Raw genomic sequence first — 24,881 nt, 5'->3', positions numbered from 1 at the left:
GCAACAAATCTAAATTTTTGCAGTATTAATGCATGTTTATTGATTCTGTTCGGTATTTGAGCTGTTTAATTTCGCTAGTGTTTGCGGCTGAGATTTTCAGTAATGAAATTTAATTACATTGATCGCAAATCATTGCCATTAACGAGTGACAGATATGCAACTTCATGAGCTGGTCAATACGCTAGGCCAGGATCTACAGCGCCGTTACGGAGAAAAGGTGCACAAACTGACACTACACGGAGGTTTTAGCTGTCCGAATCGCGACGGCACGATTGGGCGGGGTGGTTGTACGTTCTGCAACGTCGCCTCTTTTGCTGATGAAACCGCCCAGGCAAAACCGATCCAGGTCCAGCTCAGTGACCGGGCGACCGAAGTGCGCCGGGCACGTAAATACCTGGCTTACTTTCAGGCCTATACCAGTACCTATGCCGAAGTGCAGGTGCTGAAAAAGATGTATGAGCAGGCGCTACAGGCGGCTGATATCGTCGGTTTGTGCGTGGGAACCCGACCGGACTGTGTGCCGGATGCGGTATTGGAGTTGTTGGCTGATTACGCTGAGCAGGGATTTGAAATCTGGTTGGAGCTGGGCCTGCAAACAGCCAACAACCAGACGCTAAAACGGATTAATCGTGGCCACGATTTTGCCTGCTATCAGGCGATTACCCTGCGCGCCCGTGCATTGGGGATTAAAGTCTGCACCCATTTGATCGTCGGCTTACCCAATGAGACTCGGCAGGATAATCTGCAGACGCTGGAAAAAGTTCTGCAGGTCGGGACTGACGGGATCAAATTACACGGTCTGCATATTGTCGAAGGCAGCACTATGGCTAAGGCGTGGCGTGCCGGTCGTTTGCAGGCGCCGGAACTGGATCAATATGTAGCAATAGCCAGTGAGATGATTCGCCTAACACCCGCTGAGGTGGTTTTTCACCGGGTCTCTTCATCGGCCCGAAGACCGACACTGCTGGCCCCTTTGTGGTGTGAAAACCGCTGGTTAGCGATGACTGAAATCGGTCGGGCACTGGATCGCGACGGTGCTCAGGGCAGCCTGGCTGGTCGTCCATTCAGTTATATTCCGCCTAAACTTACCGCCGTCTGAGGCAAGCCTTGAACCGCGTTTAGTGGCTCTAAGCTAATCGCGGTCACAGTTCTGTCACCGTCTGGGAAAGAACAGCTTCAGCGCTCCGACAAGCTCTTATCAGCGTCCGGCAAAACGGTTAGACTTGCGCTAACGAATTTGCTTGGAATGTTTGATGAAAATAATCAAAAACCTTGCCCAGTATTACGTCGATTTGCTGGTGAAACTGGGTATCCTGCGCTTTTCCATTTTGCTGGCTCTGGCTCTGGTTGCTACCGCGGTGGTGGTGCAGGTTGCTGTCACTTTAGTCTTGAATGGTCACGTTGATGATCTGGACGTAGTCCGATCGGTCTTTTTTGGTCTGTTGATCACGCCCTGGGCGGTGTATTTCCTTTCGGTGGTGGTTGATCAGCTGGAAGACTCTCGCCAGCGCTTATCCAAACTGGTTTCCAAGCTAAAGGATATGCGAGTCAGGGACCAGGAACTGAATATGCAGCTGCATCAGAACATTGCCAAGCTGAACCAGGAAATTGAAGAGCGGATCAAGGCTGAGTCGGCCCGGGCAGATGCAATGACTGACCTGGAAAATGAAGTTTTCCATAGAGAGAAAACCCAGCTGGAACTGGCGGAGCGCACCGCCCTGCTACGCTCTTTTATCGATGCCTCTCCTGACCTGATCTATTACCGCAATGCTGACGGTGTGTTTTCAGGCTGTAACCGGGCGATGGAAGAGCTGACGGGTAAAAAAGAAAGTGAGCTGGTGGGACTAACGCCGTGGGACGTTTACAGCAAAGAAGTAGCGCAGCAGATTGTCGACACCGATCAGAAAGTGTTTAGTGATAATCAGGCTATCACTTATGAACAGTGGCTGGAGTATCCGGACGGTCGGCGCAATTATTTTGAACTACGGAAAGTGCCTTTCTACAGCAAAGAAGGGCGTCACCTGGGGCTGGTAGGTTTCGGCCGCGACATTACCGAACGTAAACGTCACCAGGAATCTCTGGAAAAAGCCAGCCGGGATAAAACCACATTTATCTCGACCATCAGTCATGAACTGCGCACTCCGCTGAACGGTATCGTCGGCCTGAGCCGGATGTTGCTGGAAAGCAACCTGACCGATGAGCAGCGCAAATACATGCAGACCATCAATGTCAGCGCGATCACGTTGGGGCATATCTTTAACGACATTATCGATATGGATAAATTTGACCGGCGTAAACTGGAACTGTTTCCGCAGCCGATCAACTTTGGAGATTTTGTCGCGGAAATTGAAAGTATCTCCGCACTGATGGCAGAGCAGAAAGGCCTGCGGTTTAATCTTGAGCGATTGAGTGATCTGCCCAAAGCGATCAATGTCGACGCTACCCGGCTGCGCCAGGTGATCTGGAATCTGGTCAGTAACGCGATGAAGTTCACCAAAGAAGGTGGCGTTGTGCTGTCGGTTAGTGCTGAATGCGATCAGCAGCAGGCGACCATCGTCATGGAAATTGAAGATACTGGTATCGGGATACCCGCCAGTGAACTGGACAAGATTTTTGCCATGTATTATCAGGTGAAATCGGGCAAAGACAATTTCCATGCCGTGGGTACCGGGATCGGCCTGGCTGTTTCTAAGCAACTGATCAAACTGATGAATGGCGATATCACGGTCGACAGTGAAGAGGGCTTTGGCAGTACCTTTACCGTCACCATCCGGGTGCCTCTGGCCGAGCTGGAACAGTTGCAGCACATGCCATTAAATAGCCCAAGTAAATTGAACATCTTCATGGTGGAAGATATTGAACTGAATGTCACCGTGGCACGTTCACTGCTGGAAGGCTTAGGCCACAAGGTGGTGGTTGCCATGACCGGAGAAGAAGCGATCGAACGCTTTAATCCGGATGAATTCGACCTGGCATTTCTGGATATCCAGTTGCCGGATATGACAGGTTTCGATGTTGCACATTCTTACCGTCAGCACTATCCGGTACTGCCACCCTTAGTGGCGTTAACCGCCAATGTACTGAAAGACAAAAATGAATACATTGAACAGGGCATGGATGATGTTGTCAGCAAGCCCTTGTCTGTCGCGGCGATTCAGCAGGTGCTTGCCAAGCACTGTTCAGAGGCGGGTCAGCCGGAAGAGCAGCCCACTCCTGTGACACACACTCAAGAAGATAAACAGCAGCAGTTTCAGCGGGTGCTCGATCTGGAGATGCTGGACTCCTATGTGGGGATCGTCGGGCCGCAACTGGTGCTCGACAGCATCGATATGTTTGAAGAGATGATGCCAGGCTATCTGCAGGTGCTGGACTCCAATATGACCGCCAAACACCAGGAAGGCATTGTCTCTGAAGCGCATAAGATCAAAGGCGCGGCCGGCTCGATTGGATTAAAGCATATCCAGAAAGTCGCCCAGAAAGCCCAGTCTCCGGATTTGCCGGCCTGGTGGGAGAACATTAATGACTGGGTTGAGACGATTAAAAACGATTATCTGCAGGATATTGCCACGCTACGCGAATGGCTGGAACAACGGGAAAAATCTGCGTAACGTTATCAAATAAAATAAAAAAGCTTGCCATTACGGCAAGCTTTTTTATTATTGATTAAGCCGGAACTTAGTCTTCCAGATCGCCACAGAAACGGTAGCCTTCGCCGTGGATAGTGGCAATGATTTCCGGTGTACCAGAAACCGATTCGAAATGCTTACGGATACGGCGAATGGTGACATCGACAGTCCGGTCGTGCGGTTTCAGTTCGCGTCCGGTCATTTTCTTCAGCAGATCGGCGCGAGTCTGAATCTTGCCCGGATTTTCACAAAAATGCAGCAGGGCACGGAATTCAGAGCGTGGCAATTTGTAGCTATCGCCGCCTGGGCTTACCAGAGAACGGCTATTAATATCCAGTTCCCAGCCGTTAAACCTGTAACAGTCAACCGCCCGTTTTTCTTCGGTGACGGATGTGGCGTTCATTGAACGGTTCAGCAGGTTGCGGGCACGAATGGTCAATTCTCTGGGATTGAACGGTTTGGTGATGTAATCATCAGCACCGATTTCCAAGCCTAGAATTTTGTCTACTTCGTTATCGCGACCAGTCAGGAACATCAGAGCAACGTTGGCTTGTTCGCGAAGTTCTCTGGCAAGCAATAGACCGTTTTTACCAGGTAGGTTGATGTCCATGATAACCAGGTTAACCTGATTGTCAGACAGCACCTGATGCATTTCTGCACCATCGCTAGCCTCGAAAACAGTGTATCCCTCTGCTTCGAAAATACTCTTTAGGGTGTTGCGAGTTACTTGCTCATCTTCAACAATAAGAATCTGCGGGGTTTGCATTGGCGGTACCTAAACTTGTAAAAAAAACTGTGCTAATAGAATAAATTCTAGGCAAAAAAATAACATACATGCAATTTGTCATTGATAATAAACTAAAGATTGTAAAATTACACCGTAATTGGAAGCCCGCCATCCGTGGTATTGTGTTGCTGCACCGAGGTGTCCTTTTTCCTCTATATACGTTTCTATTAGTCTCTGAGGCGGATTCTATAATGTTAACAGCATGCTAACAATGTCATTGTTATAGTTCTATGCACTTTGTTGATTTACATCAAGTGATAGAATCTAACAAATGCCAATAGTATCAATGTTGGACTTTTACACGAGAAGTAACATGATCGACGCACGATTGTGGCAAAATTACCGCGATAGCTATTTTTGTTTCACCCAGTGGCCCGAGTGGGACAGCTACGCCATCGTGACGGCATGGAATCCTGCCAGCCAGCGTTTGTCTAATAAAGACAATCATGCAAATAACCAGCGATTACTGAAAGCCTTGTCCGGTTTTAACTATGTTCAGGTCCGGGTCGGTAATAAAGATTTTAGTTGGGTTGAAGACAGTTTTGCCGTGGCCATCCCCCTGGAGCGGGCACGGCGTTTAGCACAACAATTTGGTCAAAATGCGATCTATTTCATACAAAGCAACCGCTTGTATCTGTACTCCTGCATCGACAGCAGTCAGGTTTGTATCGGTGATTTGGTAGAGCGGATTGATAAGGAAAAAATATAACAAGTTGTCAAGGAGGTACAATGCAAGACATAACACCCGATATTTGTGACCGGTACGAAGATAAGGTCACACTGTTAAACCTGCCGCTGCAAAATTTTGGTCGGCGGTGCGCTTTCTGGGGAGAGATCGTCACCATACGCTGCTATCAGGACAATTCCAAAGTACGGGAAATCTTATCGCAGAACGGTAAAGGCAAAGTGTTGGTGGTGGATGGCCACGGCGCGTGTCAAAAAGCGCTGATGGGCGATCAACTGGCGATAATGGCGATAGATAATGGCTGGGAGGGCGTAATTATCAATGGTGCCGTGCGCGACGTGGCGGCGATGGCAGAAATGGAGCTGGGTATCAAAGCGCTGGCAGCCAGTCCGTTCAAAACCGAAAAGCGCGGGGCTGGTGATGTCAACGTGACGCTCACCATTCATAATCAGATGATCCAACCCGGCGATTATATTTATGCCGACTGGAATGGCGTATTGATGTCGTCTGAACTGCTGGATTGGAATTAAAACCGGAATCCTAATCCGACTTCAACGCCTTGCTGCCACTCTCGATAATCGAGGGTGGCGTGCAAATCCATATTATCCGTCAAGCGTACCCGGCTGGAGACTTCAGCCGCCATCGCTGATGATTCTTGCTGACTGGATTCATCGCGTACGGTCAGAGAGCGGACCGCACTATTTACTGAGACTCGGGGTGTGATCTGGTAACTGACACCACTTAAGAAACCACTCTGGTTGTCGGTTTGGTCGTTATTGATCCGGGCGGCGAAATAGAGGTCAATATTGTCAAACACGCTGTAGGCGTAACCGCTGTCAATCTTCCAACTGTCAAACTGACGGTTATCTTTTTCACTGGTTAAAAACAGCTTGTGTGGTGAATCTGTTGCAGGGGCGGACAGGGGCGGTAACTCGTTGGCAGCAACGGGCATTGCCACAAGAAGCGGCAATAGGCTTAATATCGTTTTCATCGACCACTCCTTGTCATTGTTATTATTCCACTGCATCACTTATTAAAGCATATATTACAGTCGCGTGAACTTTGTTTTATATAGTGATTAGTTATAACAATGTACTTAGTAAAAATTCTTGATGCATTAATCAATATTGGCGTTTGCCTCTAATCAGGATTGTGTTCTGTAATTTATTTTTTGCCGAGTTTACAACTTTTCATTGACTATTTATGCGCAAATAAGGTAAACATTTGGGTAAGCAAACACACATACAGATTAGATATCAAATGCCAGCACACTGCCTGACAGTAATGACCACCACCATTATTATTACCGACACGCTAAATGTTGGGGCAGGCTGCTAAGCGAAACAAATTCAAAAAAAGGCCTGTACCCAACACGGTACAGGCCTTTTTTTATCGCCGATTTTTATATTTTGGGAGGAAGGGATGCGAGTACTAAAATTTGGGGGATCGTCGTTAGCCGATGCCGAACGTTTTCTAAGAGCGGCGGATATCATTGCCAATAATGCACAGCAAGAGGATGTCGCTGTAGTATTGTCGGCGCCGGGAAAAACCACCAACAAGCTGGTGGCGGTTATCGACAGCGCATTGCGCAAAGGGGAAGCGGAATTACAGATCGTTGAACTGGAAAATTCGTTTGCCAGTTTAGTCAGTGAAATTAAGCAGTCCGTTCCCGAACTGGACGACAGCGGTTATCAGCAACAGATTGAGTCGTCGATGAACCAGTTGCGTCAATTTGTTCATGGCATCGCTCTGCTGGGCATGTGCCCGAACAATGTCAATGCACGTATCATCAGTAAAGGCGAACGAATCTCTATTCAGCTGATGAAAGCGGTTCTGGAAGCGAAGCAACAGCCTGCTCATCTTATCGACCCGGTAAAATATCTGTTGGCGCAAGGTGATCACCTTGAAGCTATGGTCGACGTCGATATCTCGACCCAAAATTTCCGCAATGATCCTCTGCCTGCTAACGTCGTGAATATCATGCCTGGCTTTACCGCGGGTAACAGTCAGGGTGAACTGGTGACGTTGGGACGTAACGGTTCAGACTACTCGGCGGCAGTTCTGGCGGCTTGTTTACGGGCCGATTGCTGCGAAATCTGGACCGATGTAGACGGCGTGTACAACTGTGATCCCCGCCTGGTCGACGATGCCCGACTGCTCAAATCGCTCAGCTATCAGGAAGCAATGGAGCTATCCTATTTCGGTGCCTCCGTACTGCACCCGAAAACCATTGCCCCGATCGCCCAATTCCACATCCCCTGCTTGATCAAAAACAGTTTCAATCCACAAGGTGCCGGTACGCTCATCGGCCAGGACACCGGTGAAGACAAGCTGGCGATCAAAGGTATCACCACGTTAAGTAACCTGACTATGGTGAACGTGTCTGGCCCTGGGATGAAAGGCATGGTGGGTATGGCCAGCCGGGTGTTTGGCGCCATGTCCTCTGCTGGTGTGTCCATTGTTCTTATCACCCAGTCGTCATCGGAATACAGCATCAGCTTCTGTATTGAAAACGAAGACAAACTGAAAGCCGGACAAGCGTTGAGAGATGCCTTCGAACTGGAACTCAAAGATGGCCTGCTTGAACCTGTGGAATTTATCGATGACGTTGCCATCGTGACTCTGGTTGGTGATGGCATGCGCACCTCACGTGGTGTCGCCTCACAATTCTTCTCGTCGCTGGCTGAGGTTAACGTCAATATCGTCGCTATCGCTCAGGGCTCTTCAGAACGTGCTATCTCAGCGGTTATTCCGGAAGACAGAATCTCTGAAGCGATCAAAGCTTGTCACGAAAACTTGTTTAACTCCAAACACTTCCTGGACGTTTTTGTGGTTGGTGTTGGCGGCGTCGGTGGCGAACTGGTGGATCAGATTCATCGCCAACAGCAGAAACTGGCCGAGAAAGGCATCGTTCTGCGGGTCTGTGGCCTGGCCAACAGCAAAGGGTTATTACTCGATGGCGCTGGCCTGCCGCTGGATCACTGGCGTGACCGTATGCAGGATGCCTCTGAACAGTTCAGCCTCTCCAGCCTGGTAGCCCTGGTGCAGCGCAATCATATCATTAACCCGGTACTGGTTGACTGTACTTCCAGTGATGAAATTGCCAACCAGTATGCGGAATTCCTGTCAGCAGGTTTCCATGTGGTAACCCCGAACAAAAAAGCCAATACCGCCAGCATGGCTTATTACCATCAGCTGCGTGATGTGGCGCGTCGTTCCCGCCGTAAGCTGATGTATGAGACCACCGTAGGGGCAGGATTGCCGGTTATTGAAAACCTGCAGAACCTGATCTCTGCCGGTGACGAACTGGAGAAATTTAACGGTATTCTGTCCGGTTCGCTGTCTTACATCTTCGGTAAGCTGGATGAAGGCATGACCCTGAGTGAAGCCACTAAAATCGCCCGTGACAACGGCTTTACCGAACCGGATCCACGTGATGACCTGTCCGGTATGGATGTTGCTCGTAAGCTGTTGATCCTGGCTCGTGAAGCGGGGATGAACCTAGAGCTGGAAGACGTCGTGGTTGACCAGGCGTTGCCACCAGGCTTCGATGATTCAGGCTCTGTGGAAGAGTTTATGGCCCGCCTGCCGGAAGCCGATGCGTACTTCCAGGAGTGGTGCGCCCGCGCCGCAGAAGAGGGCCAGGTGCTCCGCTACGTCGGTGAAATCCAGGATAGTAAGTGCCGGGTACGGATCGCAGCTGTCGATGGCAACGATCCGATGAATAAAATTAAAGATGGTGAAAACGCGCTGGCGTTTTACAGCCGCTACTATCAGCCGATCCCACTGGTGCTCCGAGGCTACGGTGCCGGTACCGAAGTTACCGCTGCTGGGGTATTTGCTGATGTGATGCGTACGTTGGGTTGGAAACTAGGGGTTTAACAGAATGAGTCAAGAAATGGATGTCGTGGTGTACGCACCTGCGTCGATTGGCAACGTCAGTGTCGGTTTTGATGTACTGGGGGCGGCCGTTTCGCCCATTGATGGTACCCTGTTGGGGGACCGGGTGGCGGTAGCCGCCGGAACGGAAGCGTTCACCCTCAGCACGGCAGGTCGGTTTGTCGATAAATTACCAAGTCAGGCAAAAGACAACATCGTCTACGACTGCTGGCGCGTGTTTGCCAGGGAGCTGGACCGCAAGAGTGTCACACTCAAGCCGGTCGCGATGACGCTGGAAAAGAACATGCCGATCGGCTCAGGCCTTGGTTCCAGTGCCTGTTCTATCGTCGCGGCGCTGGATGCGCTGAACCGCTTTCATGGCCAGCCGCTGAACGAAACTGAGCTGCTGGCGCTGATGGGGGAAATGGAAGGGCAAATTTCCGGTGGCGTGCATTACGATAACGTGGCACCGTGTTATCTCGGCGGCTTACAACTGATGCTGGAAGAGCTCGGTATCATTAGCCAGAGTGTGCCCTGTTTTGATGATTGGTACTGGGTGATGGCCTATCCGGGCATCAAGGTGTCCACCGCGGAAGCGCGTGAAATCCTGCCGTCCCAGTATCGCCGCCAGGATGTCATTAACCACGGTCGTCACCTGGCAGGCTTTATTCACGCCTGTTACTCCGGTCAGCCGGAACTGGCGGCGAAAATGATCAAAGATGTGATCGCAGAGCCATATCGTGAGAAACTACTGCCTGGTTTTGCCGATGCTCGTCAATATGCAGCCTCCGCCGGTGCATTGGCAACCGGGATATCGGGCAGTGGGCCAACGCTGTTCAGTATCTGCAAACAACAAGACGTCGCAGAACGTGTTGCCCGTTGGCTAGAACAAAATTACGTACAAAATGAAGAAGGATTCGTTCACGTTTGTCGTCTCGACAAGCAAGGATCGGTAGTGACAGGAAGTGAGCTATGAAGCTTTACAACATCAAAGAAAATGATCAACAAGTCTCCTTTGGCCAAGCCGTGCGCCAAGGTCTGGGCCGTAATCAGGGCCTGTTTTTTCCGGCAGAACTGCCGGTACTTGACGATATCGACAGCTTGTTAGCTGAAGATTTTGTCCCTCGTAGCAGCAAGATTTTGTCTGCACTGATTGGTGATGAGCTGTCTGAAGATCAAGTCAGCGCCATGGTGGATGCCGCGTTTCAATTTCCGGCACCTATTCAGCAAGTCAAACCGGGCATTTATGCATTAGAGCTGTTTCACGGCCCAACTCTGGCATTTAAAGATTTTGGTGGCCGCTTTATGGCCCAGTCTCTGGCCGCCGTATCTGATGGCGGTAAGATCACCATTCTGACAGCGACTTCCGGCGATACCGGCGCGGCGGTAGCCCACGCTTTCTATGGTATGGAAGACATCAACGTGGTGATTCTGTATCCGAAAGGTAAAATCAGCCCATTACAGGAAAAGCTGTTCTGCACCCTGGGTAAAAATATCCATACTGTCGCCATTAATGGTGACTTTGACGCCTGCCAGGCACTGGTCAAGCAAGCGTTTGATGATGCTCCGCTGCGAGAAGAGATTGGCCTGAACTCCGCCAACTCGATCAACATCAGCCGCCTGATGGCGCAAATCTGCTACTACTTTGAAGCGGCGTCTCAGTTGTCTAAGAGTGAGCGGGAAAATCTGGTGGTGTCGGTCCCTAGTGGTAACTTTGGTAACCTGACCGCTGGTCTGCTGGCCAAAGCGCTGGGCCTGCCGATCAAACGCTTTATTGCCGCCACCAATGCCAATGACACCGTGCCACGCTATTTGGACACCGGGAAGTGGGATCCAAAACCAACCGTAGCCACCACATCCAATGCAATGGACGTCAGTCAGCCGAACAACTGGCCGCGCATAGAAGAGCTGTGCCGGGTTAAGCAGTGGGGGCTGGAAACTCTGGGTAAAGGTGCGGTGAGCGATCAACAAAGTGCCGATTCGGTGGTTGAACTGCACCAGCAGGGCTACCTGTGTGAGCCGCATGGTGCGATCGCCTATCGTGTTCTGGAGCAGCAGTTACAAGAAGGAGAAACCGGTCTGTTTTTGTGTACTGCCCACCCGGCCAAGTTTAAAGAAGTGGTCGATGAGATCCTCGCCACGGATATCGAACTGCCGGCTCCACTGGCCAAACATGCGCAGATGGAGCTGTTGTCCGAAGAGCTGGATGCCGATTTTGATGCATTAAAAGCGGTACTGCGCCGGGTGCAAAATTAATCCTGGTACTTTCAGCAGATGTACAAGAGGCCACATTTGTGGCCTCTTTTTTTGTCTGTCGCAAAATGACCGGTTAACGGTTGATGGCAAAAGTCGGTAGCGCTAAATGCCAGCGAATGGCGCCCAGACGGATGATCAGAGTGGAGAACACGCCGGATAAAAACGCGGTGGCGTTGTCGTAGCCCATCGCTAATGCTGTGGTGTGGAATGTCCCGCCGACAATACAGGCGGTGGCGTAAACTTCACTTCGCAATACCATCGGTACTTCACGCGCCAGCACATCTCGAATGATGCCTCCACCGCAACCGGTGATCACGCCCATGATGATGGCAATCAGAGCGGATTCCTGAAATTGCAGCGCTTTTTCAACACCGATTCCGACAAACACCGACAGACCAATCGCGTCGAATACCGGCAATATCCACCAGGATAACCGTTTAGGTTTGCGTACCAGCAGCATGGTAGCAAGGCAGGTGAGCAGTATCACCCAGATATAAGTGGAGTCGGTGATCCAGAATACTGGCGTCGCGCCTAATGACATATCCCGGATGGTTCCGCCACCTATTGCCGTCACACTGCCTAAAACAGCGACGCCAAACGGGTCCATTTTCAGTCGGCCGGCCAGCAGAACGCCGGAAATTGCAAAAACTGCGGTGCCGCAGAGGTCAAAAATGTAAAGCAGCATGGAATCCATGTCACTGAAGTCTCATTAGTTAGGGGGAACAGTTATGGCGGAGAATTTTACGGCAAAATGTGCCAATTCGTTAGTGATTTTTGCGAACTAGATCAAAGTATTTGCATACTTGTTCGATCGCCAGCAGGCTGCGTGGGGTCGGTCGGTTCAGCCAGTCAGAGTTGAGTGACCAGATATGTTGATTCGCCACCGCCTGCAACTGCTGCGGCCAGTCGTGCCAGCGCGAGTCCTGTCGGGCTAAGTGACTGGCACTGAAGATGACTTCAGGGTTTTGCCGCAGAACCTGTTCAATGCCCACTTGAGGGTAGGGAGCGGCGCTGCTGGCAAACACATTGACGCCGCCGCAGAACTGAAAAATCTCGCTCGGCCACTTACCCTGGGCGAGGGTAATGATCGGTTGCTCACTTAACTGGTAGAAGTAACGCACGGGTTCAGCATGGCGATAACGCTGCTTTAGCTGCGCTAGCCGGGTGCGAAACTGCTTGGCCGCTTCAATACCCGGCGACGGATCAGACGCGTATTGGCTGAGCTGTTCGATGTTGTTGGCGATCTGCTCCAGCTGTTCGGTCTGGGAGTAGTAAATATTAAAGCCGAGCTGGGCCAGTTTTTCCAGTGGCTTGGCCGGGTTACCTGCGGGCCAGGCGATAATTAAATCGGGTTGCAGAGCAATGATCTTTTCCAGGTTGATGCTCTGATAGTTGGCGACTTTCGGCAGTTGGCGCGCTTCAGCCGGGCAATCACTGTAATCGCTGACCGCGACAAGCTGTGCACCCAGCCCGGCGGCGTAGGCGATTTCGGTTGCGTGCGGGGCCAGACTGACTATTCGCAGGGCAGGTTTGGCCAACAGTAGGTTTGGCCATAACAGCAATAGCCAGCTCAACATCAGCCAGAGTGGGACGCGGTTAAACACCATGGTAGAGGACTCCCATCACCAGGCTCTGCAGAAAAATCCACAGCATGGCGCGGCCAAACAGTAGCTTGCGGACCTGAGCCAGATGCAGCGCCGATGGTGCAATGCGACCACCGATTTTGGCTCTGACGGCTTTTTGTTGCTGATAGATCGCCGGACCACCCAGAGTGAGTTGCAACTTAGCGCCCACCGCGACCAGTAGCCAGGCCGGCCCCGGTAAGGGCCAGGAAGGTGTTTGCTGTTTAATCAGCTGCCACACTTCGCGACCGCGCTGTCCCGTTGCAACCATCGCCGCCAGCAGCCGCAATGGGATGACGTCCAGCCAGGCCAGCAGCCTGACCGCAGGGAGACCAAACGGTGAATATTGCTGTCTCGACGGTGACCAGCCGCGGGCCAGTTCCAGAATCAAGCGATAGCAGAGCGCACCAATACCGCCTAGCAGTCCGTACCAGAACAGCACCGCAATCAGGTTACGGCCGTAACCCACGACCAGAGTTTCCGTTCCGGCTTTGCCCAGTCCAAGTGGAGAAAGGGTATCGGTACTGCGATTAACCCAGGGGGCGAGTATGCGCCGGGCACCGGGCTTGTCGTCATGGGCGAGGGCGACGGTAAATCGCTGGCCGAAGGTTTCGGTATTACGCCAGTCGAGCGCCAGCAGCAGCAGGGCCAGGTCAAATAATTGCGGCTGCCAGACCAATGGCTTCATTGCCCAGAGTACCGCCAGGGCGGGCAGCAGCATTAACAGCAGCGCCAGTGTGCCGGACAGCATACTCTGTGAGTAACTGTGCCGGCCGTTGACTTTCGCCGCCAGTAACTCAGCGAATTTGCGCCAAAGAGCCATCGGGTGACTAGCGCGAGGCAGGGGCAGCAGCAGGTGCATAATCAGCGCGCCCCACATCACCAGCAGCGCGCCGTTACTGTAAAAAGGTATCGACCAGGCCGTCATTGCCGCTTCCGGTTATTTCAGCAGCTCGACCATTTTCATCACCATCTTGGACGAGCTTTGTGCCGCCACCGGCAAAAACTCTTCAAAGCTCATTGGTGATTCTTTGTCTGCGACGTCTGAGATGGCGCGTACCACCACAAACGGGGTGCCAAACTGGTAGCAGGCCTGAGCGATGGCGGACGCTTCCATCTCCACGGCAACGACAGCTGGGAAGTGCTGGCGGATATACTGCTGACGCTCTGCGGTGCAGACAAAGGCATCGCCGGTACAGATTAAACCGCGCACCGCGTGCTGATCGGCAAACTGGCCAAGTGCCTGCTCGGCAACGGCCATCAGCTTTTCGTCGGCAACAAAGGCGGCCGGCTGACCGGCCATCTGGCCCATTTCATATCCAAATGCAGTCACATCCGCATCGTGATGGCGGACTTCGCTGGAAATGACCACGTCGCCAACATTCAGTGACGAATCGAAGCCACCGGCAGAACCGGTATTAATGACCACATCCGGCTGATGCTCATCCAGCAGTATGGTGGTACCGATGGCCGCGGCCACTTTACCGATTCCCGATTGCAGCAGCACCACCTCGACGCCGTTGAGCTGACCAGTGTAAAAGGTGCAGCCGGCTTTGTTCATTTGCTGACAGTTTTCCAGCGCTTGTTTAAGGATGGTGACTTCTTGTTCCATTGCACCGATGATGCCGATTTTCATGTCCGAACCTGTGTCTAATTAGTCGGTTAAAATAGTGGCCGCAGTTTATCATGAATCTTTCTGTGGCCGCCAAGTTTTCGCGTCCGGAATAGTGGCTGGATGCAATTTAGCGGTTGCGCCCCTGTTGGCTTTCTCCTATAATTCGCGCTTCTCGTGCCGGCTGAATCAGAGATTGGCTGGCACAACGATAAACTTAACTCTTTAGGAGAGAATTATGTCTCTGAATGCAGAAACTAAAGCAGCAATCGTTGCTGAATACGCACGTGTTGAAGGCGACACTGGTTCACCAGAAGTACAGGTAGCTCTGCTGACTGCTTCAATCAACCACCTGCAAGGTCACTTCAAAGCTCACAAAGGCGATCACCACAGCCGTCGTGGTCTGCTACGTATGGTTTCTCGTCGTCGTAAACTGCTGGACTACCTGAAAGGTAAAGATCTGGACCGTTACCACGACCTAATCAAACGTCTGGGCCTACGTCGCTAAGATCAGTTTGTTCGAAAAAGGGGCCATCGGCCCCTTTTTTGTCGGCTATTTTTAGCCAAACCTCGTTTAAGCCGTTATACTACGCACGGCGATTTCTCTCTCGGGAAATTTCCTTCACTACTCATTGCATTACAGTCAACCAAGTCGGCCACGTGGTCGCGGCTATTAAAAGTGGGTTAGCGCCTTTTGGCTCGCTTTCGCGCGCTGAAATTCAGCCTGTTTTTACTAGTCGCGATTAGTAATGCATTGAGAATTCATTAACTCTATCTGAGCACTGCTCAGAGAAAGGAATAACAATGTTTGAAAAACCAGTTGTAAAAACGTTTCAATACGGTAATCACACCGTAACGCTAGAAACCGGTGTGATTGCTCGTCAGGCAACCGCCGCAGTGATGGTGACCATGGACGATACAGCAGTATTCGTCTCTGTCGTAGGTAAGAAAGAAGCGGTAGCCGGTCAGGACTTTTTCCCACTGACTGTAAACTACCAAGAGCGTACTTACGCCGCCGGTAAAATTCCGGGTGGCTTCTTCAAGCGTGAAGGCCGCCCTTCTGAAGGTGAGACACTGACTGCTCGTCTGATCGACCGTCCAATCCGTCCACTGTTCCCTGATGGCTTCACCAATGAAGTTCAGGTGATTGCGACTGTGATGTCGGTTAATCCTGATGTTCAACCAGATATCCCAACCATGATTGGTACTTCTGCAGCGCTGGCGATTTCCGGTATTCCGTTTAACGGTCCTATCGGTGCCGCGCGCGTAGGTCATATCGACGGTGAGCTGGTACTGAACCCAAGCCAGAGCGAACTGGCGAACTCTCGTCTTGATCTGGTGGTTGCCGGTACTGAATCAGCGGTACTGATGGTGGAATCTGAAGCGGATAACCTGTCTGAAGAGCAAATGTTGTCTGCCGTAGTATTTGGTCACGATCAGCAGCAAACCGTTATCAGCGCGATCAATGCATTTGCAGCGGAAGTCGCCACTCCAGCATGGGATTGGGTTGCACCAGAAACCAACGCTGAACTGAAAGCGAAAATCGCCGATCTAGCCGAAGCTCGTCTGGCCGATGCATACCAGATCACCGAGAAAATGGCCCGTTATGACCAGGTCGGTGCAATTAAGAACGAAGTTGTTGCGGCGATTCTTGCAGAAGATGAAGAGCAAGACGAAATGGAAATCAAGAAGATGCTTGGTTCCCTGGAGAAGAAAGTGGTACGCGGCCGTATTATTGCCGGTGAACCACGTATCGATGGTCGTGAGAAAGACATGGTCCGTGCGCTGGACGTTCGTACCGGTGTGCTGCCACGTACCCACGGTTCTGCTCTGTTCACTCGTGGTGAAACTCAGGCTGTGGTCACTGCCACTCTGGGTACCCAGCGTGATGCGCAAATCATCGATGAGCTGACCGGTGAGCGTAAAGATTACTTCCTGCTGCACTACAACTTCCCTCCATACTGTGTAGGCGAAACAGGTTTTGTAGGTTCACCTAAGCGTCGTGAAATTGGTCACGGTCGTCTGGCTAAACGCGGCATTGCTGCGGTAATGCCAAGCATCGACGAATTCCCATACACAATTCGCGTAGTATCTGAAATCACTGAGTCTAACGGTTCATCGTCAATGGCTTCTGTGTGTGGTACTTCTCTGGCGCTGATGGACGCCGGTGTGCCAATTAAAGCCTCTGTAGCGGGTATCGCAATGGGTCTGGTGAAAGAAGGCGACGACTTTGTGGTTCTGTCTGACATTCTGGGTGATGAAGACCACCTGGGTGACATGGACTTTAAAGTAGCCGGTACTTCTAATGGTGTTACTGCGCTGCAGATGGACATCAAGATCGAAGGTATCACCAAAGAGATCATGCAGATCGCACTGAACCAGGCACAGGGTGCACGTATGCACATCCTGTCTGTGATGGATCAGGCTATCTCTGGTGCTCGTGATGACATCTCTGAGTTTGCACCTCGTATTCACACTATGAAGATCAGTGCAGATAAGATCAAAGACGTGATCGGTAAAGGCGGTGCGGTAATTCGTCAGCTGACGGAAGAAACTGGCACGACTATCGAAATCGAAGATGACGGTACCATTAAGATTGCTGCGACCGAAGGTACAGCAGCCAAAGAAGCGATTCGTCGTATCGAAGAAATTACCGCGGAAGTTGAAGTTGGTAAGATCTATAATGGTAAAGTAACACGAATCGTAGATTTCGGTGCCTTTGTTGCTGTCCTTGGCGCGAAAGAAGGTCTGGTACACATTTCACAAATCGCTGACAAGCGTGTTGAGAAAGTGTCTGACTACCTGACCGAAGGTCAGGAAGTACCGGTTAAGGTACTAGAGATTGACCGTCAGAACCGTATTCGTCTGAGCATGAAAGAAGCGGTAGAAAAACCAGCGGAAGCAGATGCTGCAGTAGAACAAGACGGTTCGGCCTCGGACGCAGAATAAGTATGATGTTACATTACTGTTAAGGTGCATTCGCCCTTAAGGTAATATTCATGCTATAAAGGGAGCATCGTCGCTCCCTTTTTTATGTCGACAAAACGTCAGTTTCCACTTAATTGCTGGCGAAAGGAGTATCTATTTGTGAAATGGTTCCGACCGACAATTGCTAGCCTTGTGCTGATGTTAGCCGCCGGCTGTACATCGACTGCTTCCCAACAAGCTGACAGCTGGGTTTATCCGCCGATGGCGGTACCATTGCAGTCAAGTGTCCAGCAGCAGGTGCAGATCGCCAGGCTGACACAGTTACTTCAACGCCCTGATTTATCAGACAAAGTTCGTGCAAAAATGCTCTATGAGCGGGGCAGCTTTTACGACAATGTGGGCCTGAAAGACCTGGCCCGGCTCGATTTTGATCGTTCGCTCAGCTACTACCCGGTTCAGCCGGATCTGTTCAACCTGCTCGGGGTTTACTATACCCAGATAGGCGAATTTGACGCCGCTTATCAAGCGTTTGAATCTTGTCTGGAGCTGGACCCGGAGAATGTCTATGCCGAGCGGAACCTGGCGGTGGCGCTCTATTACGGTGACCGTACCGAGATGGCCATCGAGGCAATGAAACGACACTACGAGAACGATCCGACCGATCCGTTCAGAGCGATGTGGTTGTATATCGTTGAGGCGAAGAAAGATCCCGAAGCGGCCCGTGAACATTTGCTAACCCGCTTCCAGGACCGCGATGAGCAGTGGGGCTGGGTACTGGTGTCCATCTTGCTTGAACAGGCTCCGGACGATCAAACCTTCCGTGCCATTATTGAAGGCACTAAAGATAACACCCTGTTGGCAGAACGGTTAACGGAAGCTTATTACTACATGGCGAAGCGCTATCATCTGGATGGGGATTTGGCCAGCGCCCTGTCTCTGTACAAGATGGCAATCTCATTCAATGTGTTTGAATACATTGAACATAAGTATTCGTTTGTGGAGTTAAATCGCATCTACAATACCGTGCGAGCCGAGCAAGTAGCCGCAGCGAAAGCGGCGCAGGCGAATGGCATTGCCGCGCAGCAAGAAGAGTAAAACAGAAAACACCGGCGGTTAGCCGGTGTTTTTTATTCTGAAGTGGTGGCCGCTAGGCGGGTTAAAGCTGTTTCACCTCCAGGCCCGCCAACTGGTGCCAATAGCCATTGCACTGGCGGTCAGCCAGCCGCTCCGGCTGATGGCCCTGTTCGTTGCCTCGGAACTGGTTCAGCCGGTCAAAGGTCTCCACGCCTAACGGGCTGAGACGGACTACATCGACCAACCCCGGCATACCCTTTAAGTCATTGATCAGGTTGTAGCAGTATCCGGACTGAGTCTGAATACCGTTCAGATTGAATACTTCCTGACCTTCCTGACTGCTGACCTGGATACCGGTCGGATACTTGATGCAGCAGGTTTCGCAGTCATCTTTGGCACGGTTTTCTGCCCGGGCCGTAAAACAGCGCGCCGAATAGGCCAGCGGCAGGTAACCGTAACTGAACACTTCCACTTGTAGCTGCTCCCTGATGCCGAGCTGTTCTGCCTGGCTCAGGATATTGGCCAGCCATTCCCGCGACAGTTCTACCGGCATACACCAGCGGATCATACCCTGTTTGAGAAACAGCTTGAGCGTATGGGCGTTGTAGGTGTTGACCGCCGGTCCGACAACAAACGGCACCCGCTTGTCGTACGCGAGCTGAATGGCGGAAACATCGTTGGCTTCGATGGCAAATTCGCCGTTGTCGACATATTTCCTCATCACGTTGACTTCACTCGGCGCCTCCAGCAGCGCCATAGTGGACAGCACCACCTGCTTGCCAGCCGCTGAAAGTTCCCGGGCCAGATCGAACCAGTGGGCGGGTTTTAGCTCGCGCCGTTTGGAGCAGACCGACTCGCCCAGGTAAACGATGTCGGCTGAGCTGTCACAGGCCTGCTGATAAAAGCTTTCGACATCCTGTTTTGGCCAGAAGTAGAGCAGTGGCCCCAGGGCATATTTGAGTGGTTGTTGCATGATTTTCTCCTATTGCCACTTGCGATGATAGGCACCAAGGGTGGTCTGACTGCCTTCCGATACATTGGCCAAGGCTGCATCCCAAGCCGCTTCGACCTGGTACTGCTCGGGATTGGCCAGGTAGCGATCGATGGCGGCACGCCAGGTTCGGGTCACCTGTTCGACATAAGCCGGGCTGCGCTGACGCCCTTCAATCTTGACCGAGGCGACATTGGCGGCAAACAGCTCTGGCAGCAGAGACAAAGTGTTCAGGCTGGTGGGCTCTTCCAGAGCGTGATAACGCTTATCTTCACCATTCAGATCCGTGACGAAGCGGCCTTTGCACAAGGTTGGGTAGCCGGCGTTTTCTCCCGGACTGTAACGGTCGATGAGTATATTGTTCAGACGAGATTCCAGCCCTTGTTCGGTTTCCTGCCAACGTACGTATTTGGCCGGTGAACAGGCGCCCACCGTATTGGGGGATTCTCCGGTCATGTAAGACGATAGATAACAGCGTCCTTCCGCCATAATGCATAAGCTGCCGAAGGCAAACACTTCCAGCTCAACATTGGAGTTGATGCTGCGTGACAGCTGTTTGACTTGATGGATAGACAGTACCCGAGGCAGCACCACCCGTTTGACATTGAAGTTGTTGGCATAGAAATCCACTGCCGCGGCATTGGTGGCGGACGCCTGCACCGAAAGGTGCAGCTCCATCTCAGGATACTTGTTGGCGGCATAGTCCAGAATCGCGATATCGGCCACGATCAGGGCGTCTACCCCGACTGCAGCGGCGCTGTCAACGGCATCTGTCCAGCGCTGAAAACCATCCGGATGGGCAAAAGTGTTCAGCGCAACATGAATTTTTCTTTTGTGGTCATGGACGTACTGGACGGCTTTATCGAGCTTTTTACCGGTGAAATTGAGTCCGGCGAAGTGGCGGGCATTGGTGTCATCTTTGAAACCGATGTATACCGCGTCCGCACCGCAATCGATGGCGGTTTTTAAAGCCGGCAGATTTCCTGCTGGGCATAGAAGTTCCATTGCTTTGATCCCATTGAGAGAAAAGTGTTTGGAATTCTAGTGTTAAAACCAATAAGGAGAATTGACATAAGGCAAGTTGGTGCCTGTTTGAGAACGAAATACCAACAAGGTATTAACTTTTATGTCGCCGGTTCTGTGCGAACAGTTCTTCCACATCGTGCTTAGGTTGCGGGCGATGAAAGTGGAATCCCTGGATGGCGTGACAGCTGAGGTTAGACAGCAGTGTGGCCTGTTGCTGGGTTTCCACCCCTTCCGCTACCACACGGAGACTGAGCGATTTGCCCAGGTTAATGATGTTTTCGATCACGGTGACCTGTTTAGGCAGCACGTCGATATCGGTAATAAAGGCTCGGTCGATTTTCAGCTCATCGATAGGGAATCGTGCCAGGTATGAGAGCGAGCTATAACCGGTGCCGAAGTCATCGATCGACAGGGAAAAACCGAGCTTTTTAATCGCATTGAGCATCTGTAACGTGTGTTCACTGTCGCTCATTACCGCACTTTCAGTCAGCTCAAAGGTGATGCAGCTGGGGTCTAGCTCGGTGGTGCGGAGCAGTTTTTCCAGAAAATCGATCAGCTGCGGGTTGCCGAACTGTTCTGGTGAAATGTTGATCGCCACCCGCCCCGGCAGGATGCCCTGCAGCTTCCAGCGTTTGACCGTATTGAATACTTCGCGCATCACTACCCGGCCTAAGTGTTCGATTAACCCGGCCCGTTCCGCGACCGGGATAAAGGCCGCCGGGCTGATGTAACCTTCCACCGGATGTTTCCAGCGCACCAATGCTTCTGCGCCGTTAATACTGAAATCACGGGCGTTGACTTTCGGCTGATACCAGACTTCCAGACCGTTCTGTTGCAGTGCTTTCTGTAATTCAATCTCCAGCCAGAGTCGCATGCGAGCTTCTTTATTCATCTGGTTATTGAATTTGATCACGCGGTTGCGGCCCCGGTCTTTGGCCTCATACATGGCGGTATCGGCATTTTGTAGCAGCATGCGTGCATCGCTGCCGTCGCCGGGATAACTGACGCTGCCTATGGAACAGGCAAGGCGTTTGCTGAAATGGTGCAGATCAAACGGCTGATTGACGGTCGAGATAATGCGTTCAGCCAGTTTTTCGGCGACCCGGTGACTTTCCGGATCCGGCAGGATCAGGGCAAATTCATCACCGGAAAGATGGCCAATTACCGCATGAGGTGGCACCAGCCGTTTCAGCCGCGACGACACTTCTTTGATCACTTTGTCACCGATGTGGTGGCCCAGTGAGTCATTGATACTTTTGAAGTTATCAATATCCAGATAGAGCAGGATCAGCGGGGTATCATTGTGGATGAACTGCTCGAGCCGTTTGATAAACCCTGGTCGGTTGTACAAACCGGTCAGGCTGTCGGTCAGCGCGTCGTCCTGGCTGGCCTGACTGGAGGGTGCCAGTCGCTGCTCTGCGTCCTGGATCAGTACCAGATGCGACTGATTACCCAAAATCAACGCGGATTCTGCTTGTAGGGTCACCCGACGTTCCAGGCCACAATTGGGACCGGTCAAACAGCTAAGCGGCTTACTGGTCAATCGGCTGGACAGGGGAGCACTGAACACGGTTTTGGTTTTTTCATCAATAAACAGTCGTGACAGCTCTTCGCCCAGCAGATCTTTACTGCTGTCAAAGCCGAGCAGCCGACAGGCAGCCGGATTAGCCGAAATGATGCAGTCGTCTTCGACCAGTAACAGGCCGTCATGCAACAGACCACTCAGAGTGGAGAATTTGTTTTCCGACTCTTCCAGCGAGCGGACCAATAGCTGCTTCTCCGAGGTGTCGATGGCATGAAAGACGATGTGTTCGATGCGGTTATCGTGTTCGACAGGAGACAGGCTGAAATGGAGGCTGGTTTCCAGATCAATCTCATTGAGAGTGATTTCGGCTTCCAGTGACTCGCCCTGGAATGCGCGTTGGTAATAGGGTTTGAGCGTGTTATAGAACATTTCGCCCATCACAAGCCTGTCACTCATACCAATGATTTCACTGCTGTCGAGACCCGCAATGTCACAGTATCTCTCATTGACCATGTGATAGTTATGCTGACTATCAAGCACGGCAAAAAAGAACGGACTTTTTGCGGTGAACTTAGTGAACCACTGCTGTAACTGTTGCGAAGGCATCAAATGTATTACCAACTGTCTGAAGAGCTTAATATTCTCTCAAGGAATAATAGCGCGAAAGTAGCTAGCGTAAAACGTCTATAGTGCGATATTGAGGTTATTCACACAAATGTCACTTTCTTGATACACGACAGGAATTTGCGCAATATCATCCATTAAGATGGAAAAACTTTGAAAAACAAATTAACGGATAACGCGCGTGCTAAACAAGATTCACCATCACTTAGTTGAAAATGCAGCATCAATTTTGAGATCTCCAGTCCAATTTTGCCCCAACTTTGTACAAAAAACCGTCTTGCTCGAAGGGTTGAAAGCGGTTTTTCGTGAGGCGCTGGAAGATGGTGATTTTGAATTCCTGAAAGATAAGTGGCTGAAAGTTGAGGTTAAAGATCTCGACTTACGCTGGTTTATTACTTATCAAGACGAGCGCCTGAAAGTTTCGACGGCTGCTGTGGAGCAAGACGTCAGTTTCAGCGGCAATCTCAATGACCTGATCCTGATCGCCGGGCGCAAAGAAGATCCGGATACGCTATTTTTCCAACGCCGCCTGTCCATTGAAGGGGACACGGAGCTTGGCCTGGAAGTGAAAAACCTGATGGATAGTGTAGACTTGCAGCAGTTACCGAAAGCGATGCAAATTATGTTGCAACAATTAGCCCAATTTGTGCATCGAGGCCTGACGCCCCCCGAGCAAGTGAATCAAGAGAGACTGAATGCTTATTAGAACTGAAGCTCCGGCAGATATACTGGCAATCGACCGTTTGCTGGCCGCGACATTTGACAGTGACCAGGAAGCGAAACTGGTGATGCAACTGCGTGAAAACAGCCGTCTGACCTTATCGCTGGTGGCGTGTACTGACGACGGTGAGGTGGTCGGCTATGTCCTGTTTACACCGGTACTGGTGGATGGTGAGGACTTCGGCTGGCAAGGCCTGGCCCCACTGGCGGTCAGGGCGGACTATCGAGGTCAGGGTATCGGTGGTCAGTTGGTGCGCGAAGGGTTAGCTTCGCTGCTGGAGTTCGGTTATCCGGCCTGCGTGGTACTGGGCGATCCGGCTTATTACAGTCAATTTGGTTTTGCCGACGCGGCGCTGCACGGCTTGCGTTGTCAGTGGTCTGTGCCAGAGGGCGCGTTCCAGTTCTGTTCGATGGCGGAACTGGCCCCGATATCCCCTGAAAAAGGGCAACTGGCGTTGGTCAGTTATAGCCCTGAGTTTGGCCAGGTTTTTCCCGAAGATGGCGAGCAATAGTCGCAGACAGACACTGAGTTGTTTTGTTACTATAGCCGGCCGGGAAAACAGGTGACGAAAAATGCACAAAGACGCACAGTATCTACAACAGATGGGCATCGCCAACTGGACGCTGGTTCATCCTGAGCGCCTGACTGGCTATCAGGCTGTGCCACAGCCGCTACCGGCTGAGTGTCAGTTGCTGCTGGTGGCACCATCCTGTCCTGTGGATGCGGAAGCGGTATTGTTTGAAAATGTACTGAAAAGTATCGGCCTGAACCTTAGCCAGGCTCGTCATACTACACCGGAAGCCTTAGCGCAGTATTGCTGCGATGCACTGCGCTGGGTCTGGTTTGCCGGTTGTGACCGCCAGCCTTGCCAGGCCACTCAGCAACTCGAGACACCGCCGCTGAAAATGATCGACGGCAACCCAAACCAGAAACGTGCCTTGTGGCAACAAATCTGTCGTTATCAGAACGGCTAATACCTTTATGACTTTGACCTTTTCCCCGTTGCAATCCAGCGATCTCGACCAGATCTGGCAAATTGAACAGCAAGCCCACAGCCACCCTTGGGCGAGAAAATCCATTGACGATCTGCAAAGCCGTGGCGCCTGTCACTGGCTGCTTAGACGCGACAATCATATCGTCGGCTATTACTACGCGCAGAATATTGTCGGTGAGGTTTCGCTGCTCAATATTGCGGTTGACCCGAAATGCCAGGGGCAGGGACTGGGTAAGCAGCTGCTGCAACATCTGCTGGAGCAGTGCCAAAGCCTCGGCGCGGAAAGTATCTGGCTGGAAGTGAGAGCCAGTAACAATGCCGCTTACCAGATGTATCTACAAGCCGGGTTCAATGAAGTGGACCGGAGGATTGGTTACTATCCGGCGGACAACGGTCGTGAAGATGCGATTATCATGAGCTATTTCCTGTTCTAACCCCTTCGTCGTTCACCACCTATTTTAGTCAGCTCAGCAGTGATGGCCGATTTTGCCGACAACTCCTATGAGCAGAATGTCGCCAGTGATTGTTTAT

Annotated in this window: 23 protein-coding genes and 1 other annotated feature; of the genes, 14 read left to right on the top strand and 9 right to left on the bottom strand. The window is 51.6% G+C overall.

The genetic code is table 11. The annotated features are described in order from the left end of the window. The first annotated feature begins 154 nt into the window (after positions 1-154). Together ACQY6F_RS00370 and arcB are read left to right on the top strand one after the other, a co-directional pair. Positions 155-1,099 carry a TIGR01212 family radical SAM protein gene (locus tag ACQY6F_RS00370; RefSeq protein ID WP_428771315.1) on the top strand — a complete coding sequence of 315 codons (945 nt, stop codon included), beginning with the start codon at positions 155-157 and terminating at the stop codon, positions 1,097-1,099. Between the two features lie 154 nt (positions 1,100-1,253). Beyond that, the gene (gene arcB, locus ACQY6F_RS00365) at positions 1,254-3,608 is read left to right on the top strand and encodes an aerobic respiration two-component sensor histidine kinase ArcB (protein WP_428771313.1); all 2,355 of its coding nucleotides are present in this window, start codon (positions 1,254-1,256) and stop codon (positions 3,606-3,608) included. A gap of 67 nt (positions 3,609-3,675) precedes the next feature. Here the strand turns inward: arcB and arcA are convergent, their stop codons facing one another. Beyond that, a complete protein-coding gene (gene arcA, locus ACQY6F_RS00360) occupies positions 3,676-4,392 on the bottom strand; it encodes a two-component system response regulator ArcA (RefSeq protein ID WP_428771311.1) in 717 nt (238 codons plus the stop codon). Between the two features lie 334 nt (positions 4,393-4,726). On the opposite strand from arcA, the gene ACQY6F_RS00355 reads away from it, so the two are divergent. Beyond that, positions 4,727-5,122, top strand: coding sequence for a DUF3293 domain-containing protein (locus tag ACQY6F_RS00355; RefSeq protein WP_428771309.1), 396 nt, complete (start codon positions 4,727-4,729; stop codon positions 5,120-5,122). A gap of 20 nt (positions 5,123-5,142) precedes the next feature. Continuing rightward, the gene (locus ACQY6F_RS00350; RefSeq protein ID WP_428771307.1) at positions 5,143-5,628 is read left to right on the top strand and encodes a putative 4-hydroxy-4-methyl-2-oxoglutarate aldolase; all 486 of its coding nucleotides are present in this window, start codon (positions 5,143-5,145) and stop codon (positions 5,626-5,628) included. Here the strand turns inward: ACQY6F_RS00350 and ACQY6F_RS00345 are convergent. Next, positions 5,625-6,089 carry a translocation/assembly module TamB domain-containing protein gene (locus ACQY6F_RS00345; RefSeq protein WP_428771305.1) on the bottom strand — a complete coding sequence of 155 codons (465 nt, stop codon included), beginning with the start codon at positions 6,087-6,089 and terminating at the stop codon, positions 5,625-5,627. The genes ACQY6F_RS00350 and ACQY6F_RS00345 overlap by 4 nt on opposite strands. Before the next feature lie 282 nt (positions 6,090-6,371). Continuing rightward, positions 6,372-6,490: a sequence feature (Thr leader region), on the top strand. 30 nt (positions 6,491-6,520) lie between these two features. Here ACQY6F_RS00345 and thrA point away from each other — a divergent pair. The 3 genes from thrA to thrC are packed head-to-tail and all read left to right on the top strand — an operon-like array spanning position 6,521 to position 11,233. Further along, on the top strand, positions 6,521-8,980 hold the full coding sequence (thrA, locus tag ACQY6F_RS00340) for a bifunctional aspartate kinase/homoserine dehydrogenase I (protein ID WP_428771303.1): 2,460 nt from the start codon (positions 6,521-6,523) through the stop codon (positions 8,978-8,980). A 16-nt stretch (positions 8,981-8,996) separates the two neighbouring features. Beyond that, complete coding sequence (gene thrB / locus ACQY6F_RS00335; protein WP_428771516.1) at positions 8,997-9,953, top strand: homoserine kinase; 957 nt, start codon at positions 8,997-8,999, stop codon at positions 9,951-9,953. After that, complete coding sequence (gene thrC / locus ACQY6F_RS00330; protein ID WP_428771301.1) at positions 9,950-11,233, top strand: threonine synthase; 1,284 nt, start codon at positions 9,950-9,952, stop codon at positions 11,231-11,233. The genes thrB and thrC overlap by 4 nt, the downstream gene beginning before the upstream one ends. Before the next feature lie 73 nt (positions 11,234-11,306). On the opposite strand, the gene ACQY6F_RS00325 is transcribed toward thrC, so the two are convergent. The 4 genes from ACQY6F_RS00325 to mtnN form a co-directional block, all read right to left on the bottom strand. Further along, positions 11,307-11,927: a TRIC cation channel family protein gene (locus ACQY6F_RS00325; protein WP_428771299.1), complete on the bottom strand. Its 621-nt coding sequence runs from the start codon at positions 11,925-11,927 to the stop codon at positions 11,307-11,309. A 70-nt stretch (positions 11,928-11,997) separates the two neighbouring features. Beyond that, the gene (gene btuF / locus ACQY6F_RS00320) at positions 11,998-12,840 is read right to left on the bottom strand and encodes a vitamin B12 ABC transporter substrate-binding protein BtuF (RefSeq protein ID WP_428771297.1); all 843 of its coding nucleotides are present in this window, start codon (positions 12,838-12,840) and stop codon (positions 11,998-12,000) included. Beyond that, the gene (locus tag ACQY6F_RS00315; protein ID WP_428771295.1) at positions 12,830-13,783 is read right to left on the bottom strand and encodes a cobalamin biosynthesis family protein; all 954 of its coding nucleotides are present in this window, start codon (positions 13,781-13,783) and stop codon (positions 12,830-12,832) included. Before ACQY6F_RS00315 ends, btuF begins: the two co-directional genes overlap by 11 nt. A gap of 12 nt (positions 13,784-13,795) precedes the next feature. Beyond that, a complete protein-coding gene (gene mtnN, locus ACQY6F_RS00310; RefSeq protein ID WP_428771293.1) occupies positions 13,796-14,491 on the bottom strand; it encodes a 5'-methylthioadenosine/S-adenosylhomocysteine nucleosidase in 696 nt (231 codons plus the stop codon). Between the two features lie 214 nt (positions 14,492-14,705). Between mtnN and rpsO the strand changes: the two genes are divergently transcribed. The 3 genes from rpsO (at position 14,706) to nlpI (ending at position 18,490) form a co-directional block, all read left to right on the top strand. Then, positions 14,706-14,975: a 30S ribosomal protein S15 gene (gene rpsO, locus ACQY6F_RS00305; RefSeq protein WP_428771291.1), complete on the top strand. Its 270-nt coding sequence runs from the start codon at positions 14,706-14,708 to the stop codon at positions 14,973-14,975. A gap of 296 nt (positions 14,976-15,271) precedes the next feature. Beyond that, positions 15,272-17,416, top strand: coding sequence for a polyribonucleotide nucleotidyltransferase (pnp, locus tag ACQY6F_RS00300; protein ID WP_428771289.1), 2,145 nt, complete (start codon positions 15,272-15,274; stop codon positions 17,414-17,416). Positions 17,417-17,554: 138 nt separating this feature from the next. Further along, a complete protein-coding gene (nlpI, locus tag ACQY6F_RS00295; RefSeq protein ID WP_428771286.1) occupies positions 17,555-18,490 on the top strand; it encodes a lipoprotein NlpI in 936 nt (311 codons plus the stop codon). 61 nt (positions 18,491-18,551) lie between these two features. On the opposite strand, the gene ACQY6F_RS00290 is transcribed toward nlpI, so the two are convergent. From ACQY6F_RS00290 to ACQY6F_RS00280, 3 genes are all read right to left on the bottom strand, one after another. Then, positions 18,552-19,442, bottom strand: a complete 891-nt coding sequence (locus ACQY6F_RS00290) for a U32 family peptidase (protein ID WP_428771284.1) — start codon at positions 19,440-19,442, stop codon at positions 18,552-18,554. Between the two features lie 9 nt (positions 19,443-19,451). After that, a complete protein-coding gene (gene ubiU, locus ACQY6F_RS00285) occupies positions 19,452-20,465 on the bottom strand; it encodes a ubiquinone anaerobic biosynthesis protein UbiU (RefSeq protein WP_428771282.1) in 1,014 nt (337 codons plus the stop codon). Between the two features lie 112 nt (positions 20,466-20,577). Then, the gene (locus tag ACQY6F_RS00280; RefSeq protein ID WP_428771280.1) at positions 20,578-22,617 is read right to left on the bottom strand and encodes an EAL domain-containing protein; all 2,040 of its coding nucleotides are present in this window, start codon (positions 22,615-22,617) and stop codon (positions 20,578-20,580) included. Positions 22,618-22,816: 199 nt separating this feature from the next. Between ACQY6F_RS00280 and ubiT the strand changes: the two genes are divergently transcribed. From ubiT to rimI, 4 genes are all read left to right on the top strand, one after another. After that, on the top strand, positions 22,817-23,341 hold the full coding sequence (ubiT, locus tag ACQY6F_RS00275; RefSeq protein ID WP_428771278.1) for a ubiquinone anaerobic biosynthesis accessory factor UbiT: 525 nt from the start codon (positions 22,817-22,819) through the stop codon (positions 23,339-23,341). Further along, a complete protein-coding gene (locus ACQY6F_RS00270; RefSeq protein ID WP_428771276.1) occupies positions 23,331-23,867 on the top strand; it encodes a GNAT family N-acetyltransferase in 537 nt (178 codons plus the stop codon). The genes ubiT and ACQY6F_RS00270 overlap by 11 nt, the downstream gene beginning before the upstream one ends. A gap of 61 nt (positions 23,868-23,928) precedes the next feature. Continuing rightward, entirely contained in the window at positions 23,929-24,330 is a 402-nt protein-coding gene (locus ACQY6F_RS00265) for a DNA polymerase III subunit psi (RefSeq protein ID WP_428771274.1), read from the top strand. Between the two features lie 7 nt (positions 24,331-24,337). Beyond that, the gene (rimI, locus tag ACQY6F_RS00260; RefSeq protein WP_428771272.1) at positions 24,338-24,784 is read left to right on the top strand and encodes a ribosomal protein S18-alanine N-acetyltransferase; all 447 of its coding nucleotides are present in this window, start codon (positions 24,338-24,340) and stop codon (positions 24,782-24,784) included. The last annotated feature ends 97 nt before the right edge of the window (positions 24,785-24,881 follow it).

The sequence above is a fragment of the Vibrio sp. genome (assembly GCF_050299255.1).
Classification (GTDB): Bacteria; Pseudomonadota; Gammaproteobacteria; order Enterobacterales; family Vibrionaceae; genus Vibrio.
Note: the sequence above shows the minus strand (reverse complement) of the source record. Positions and strands in the feature narration are given on the sequence as shown.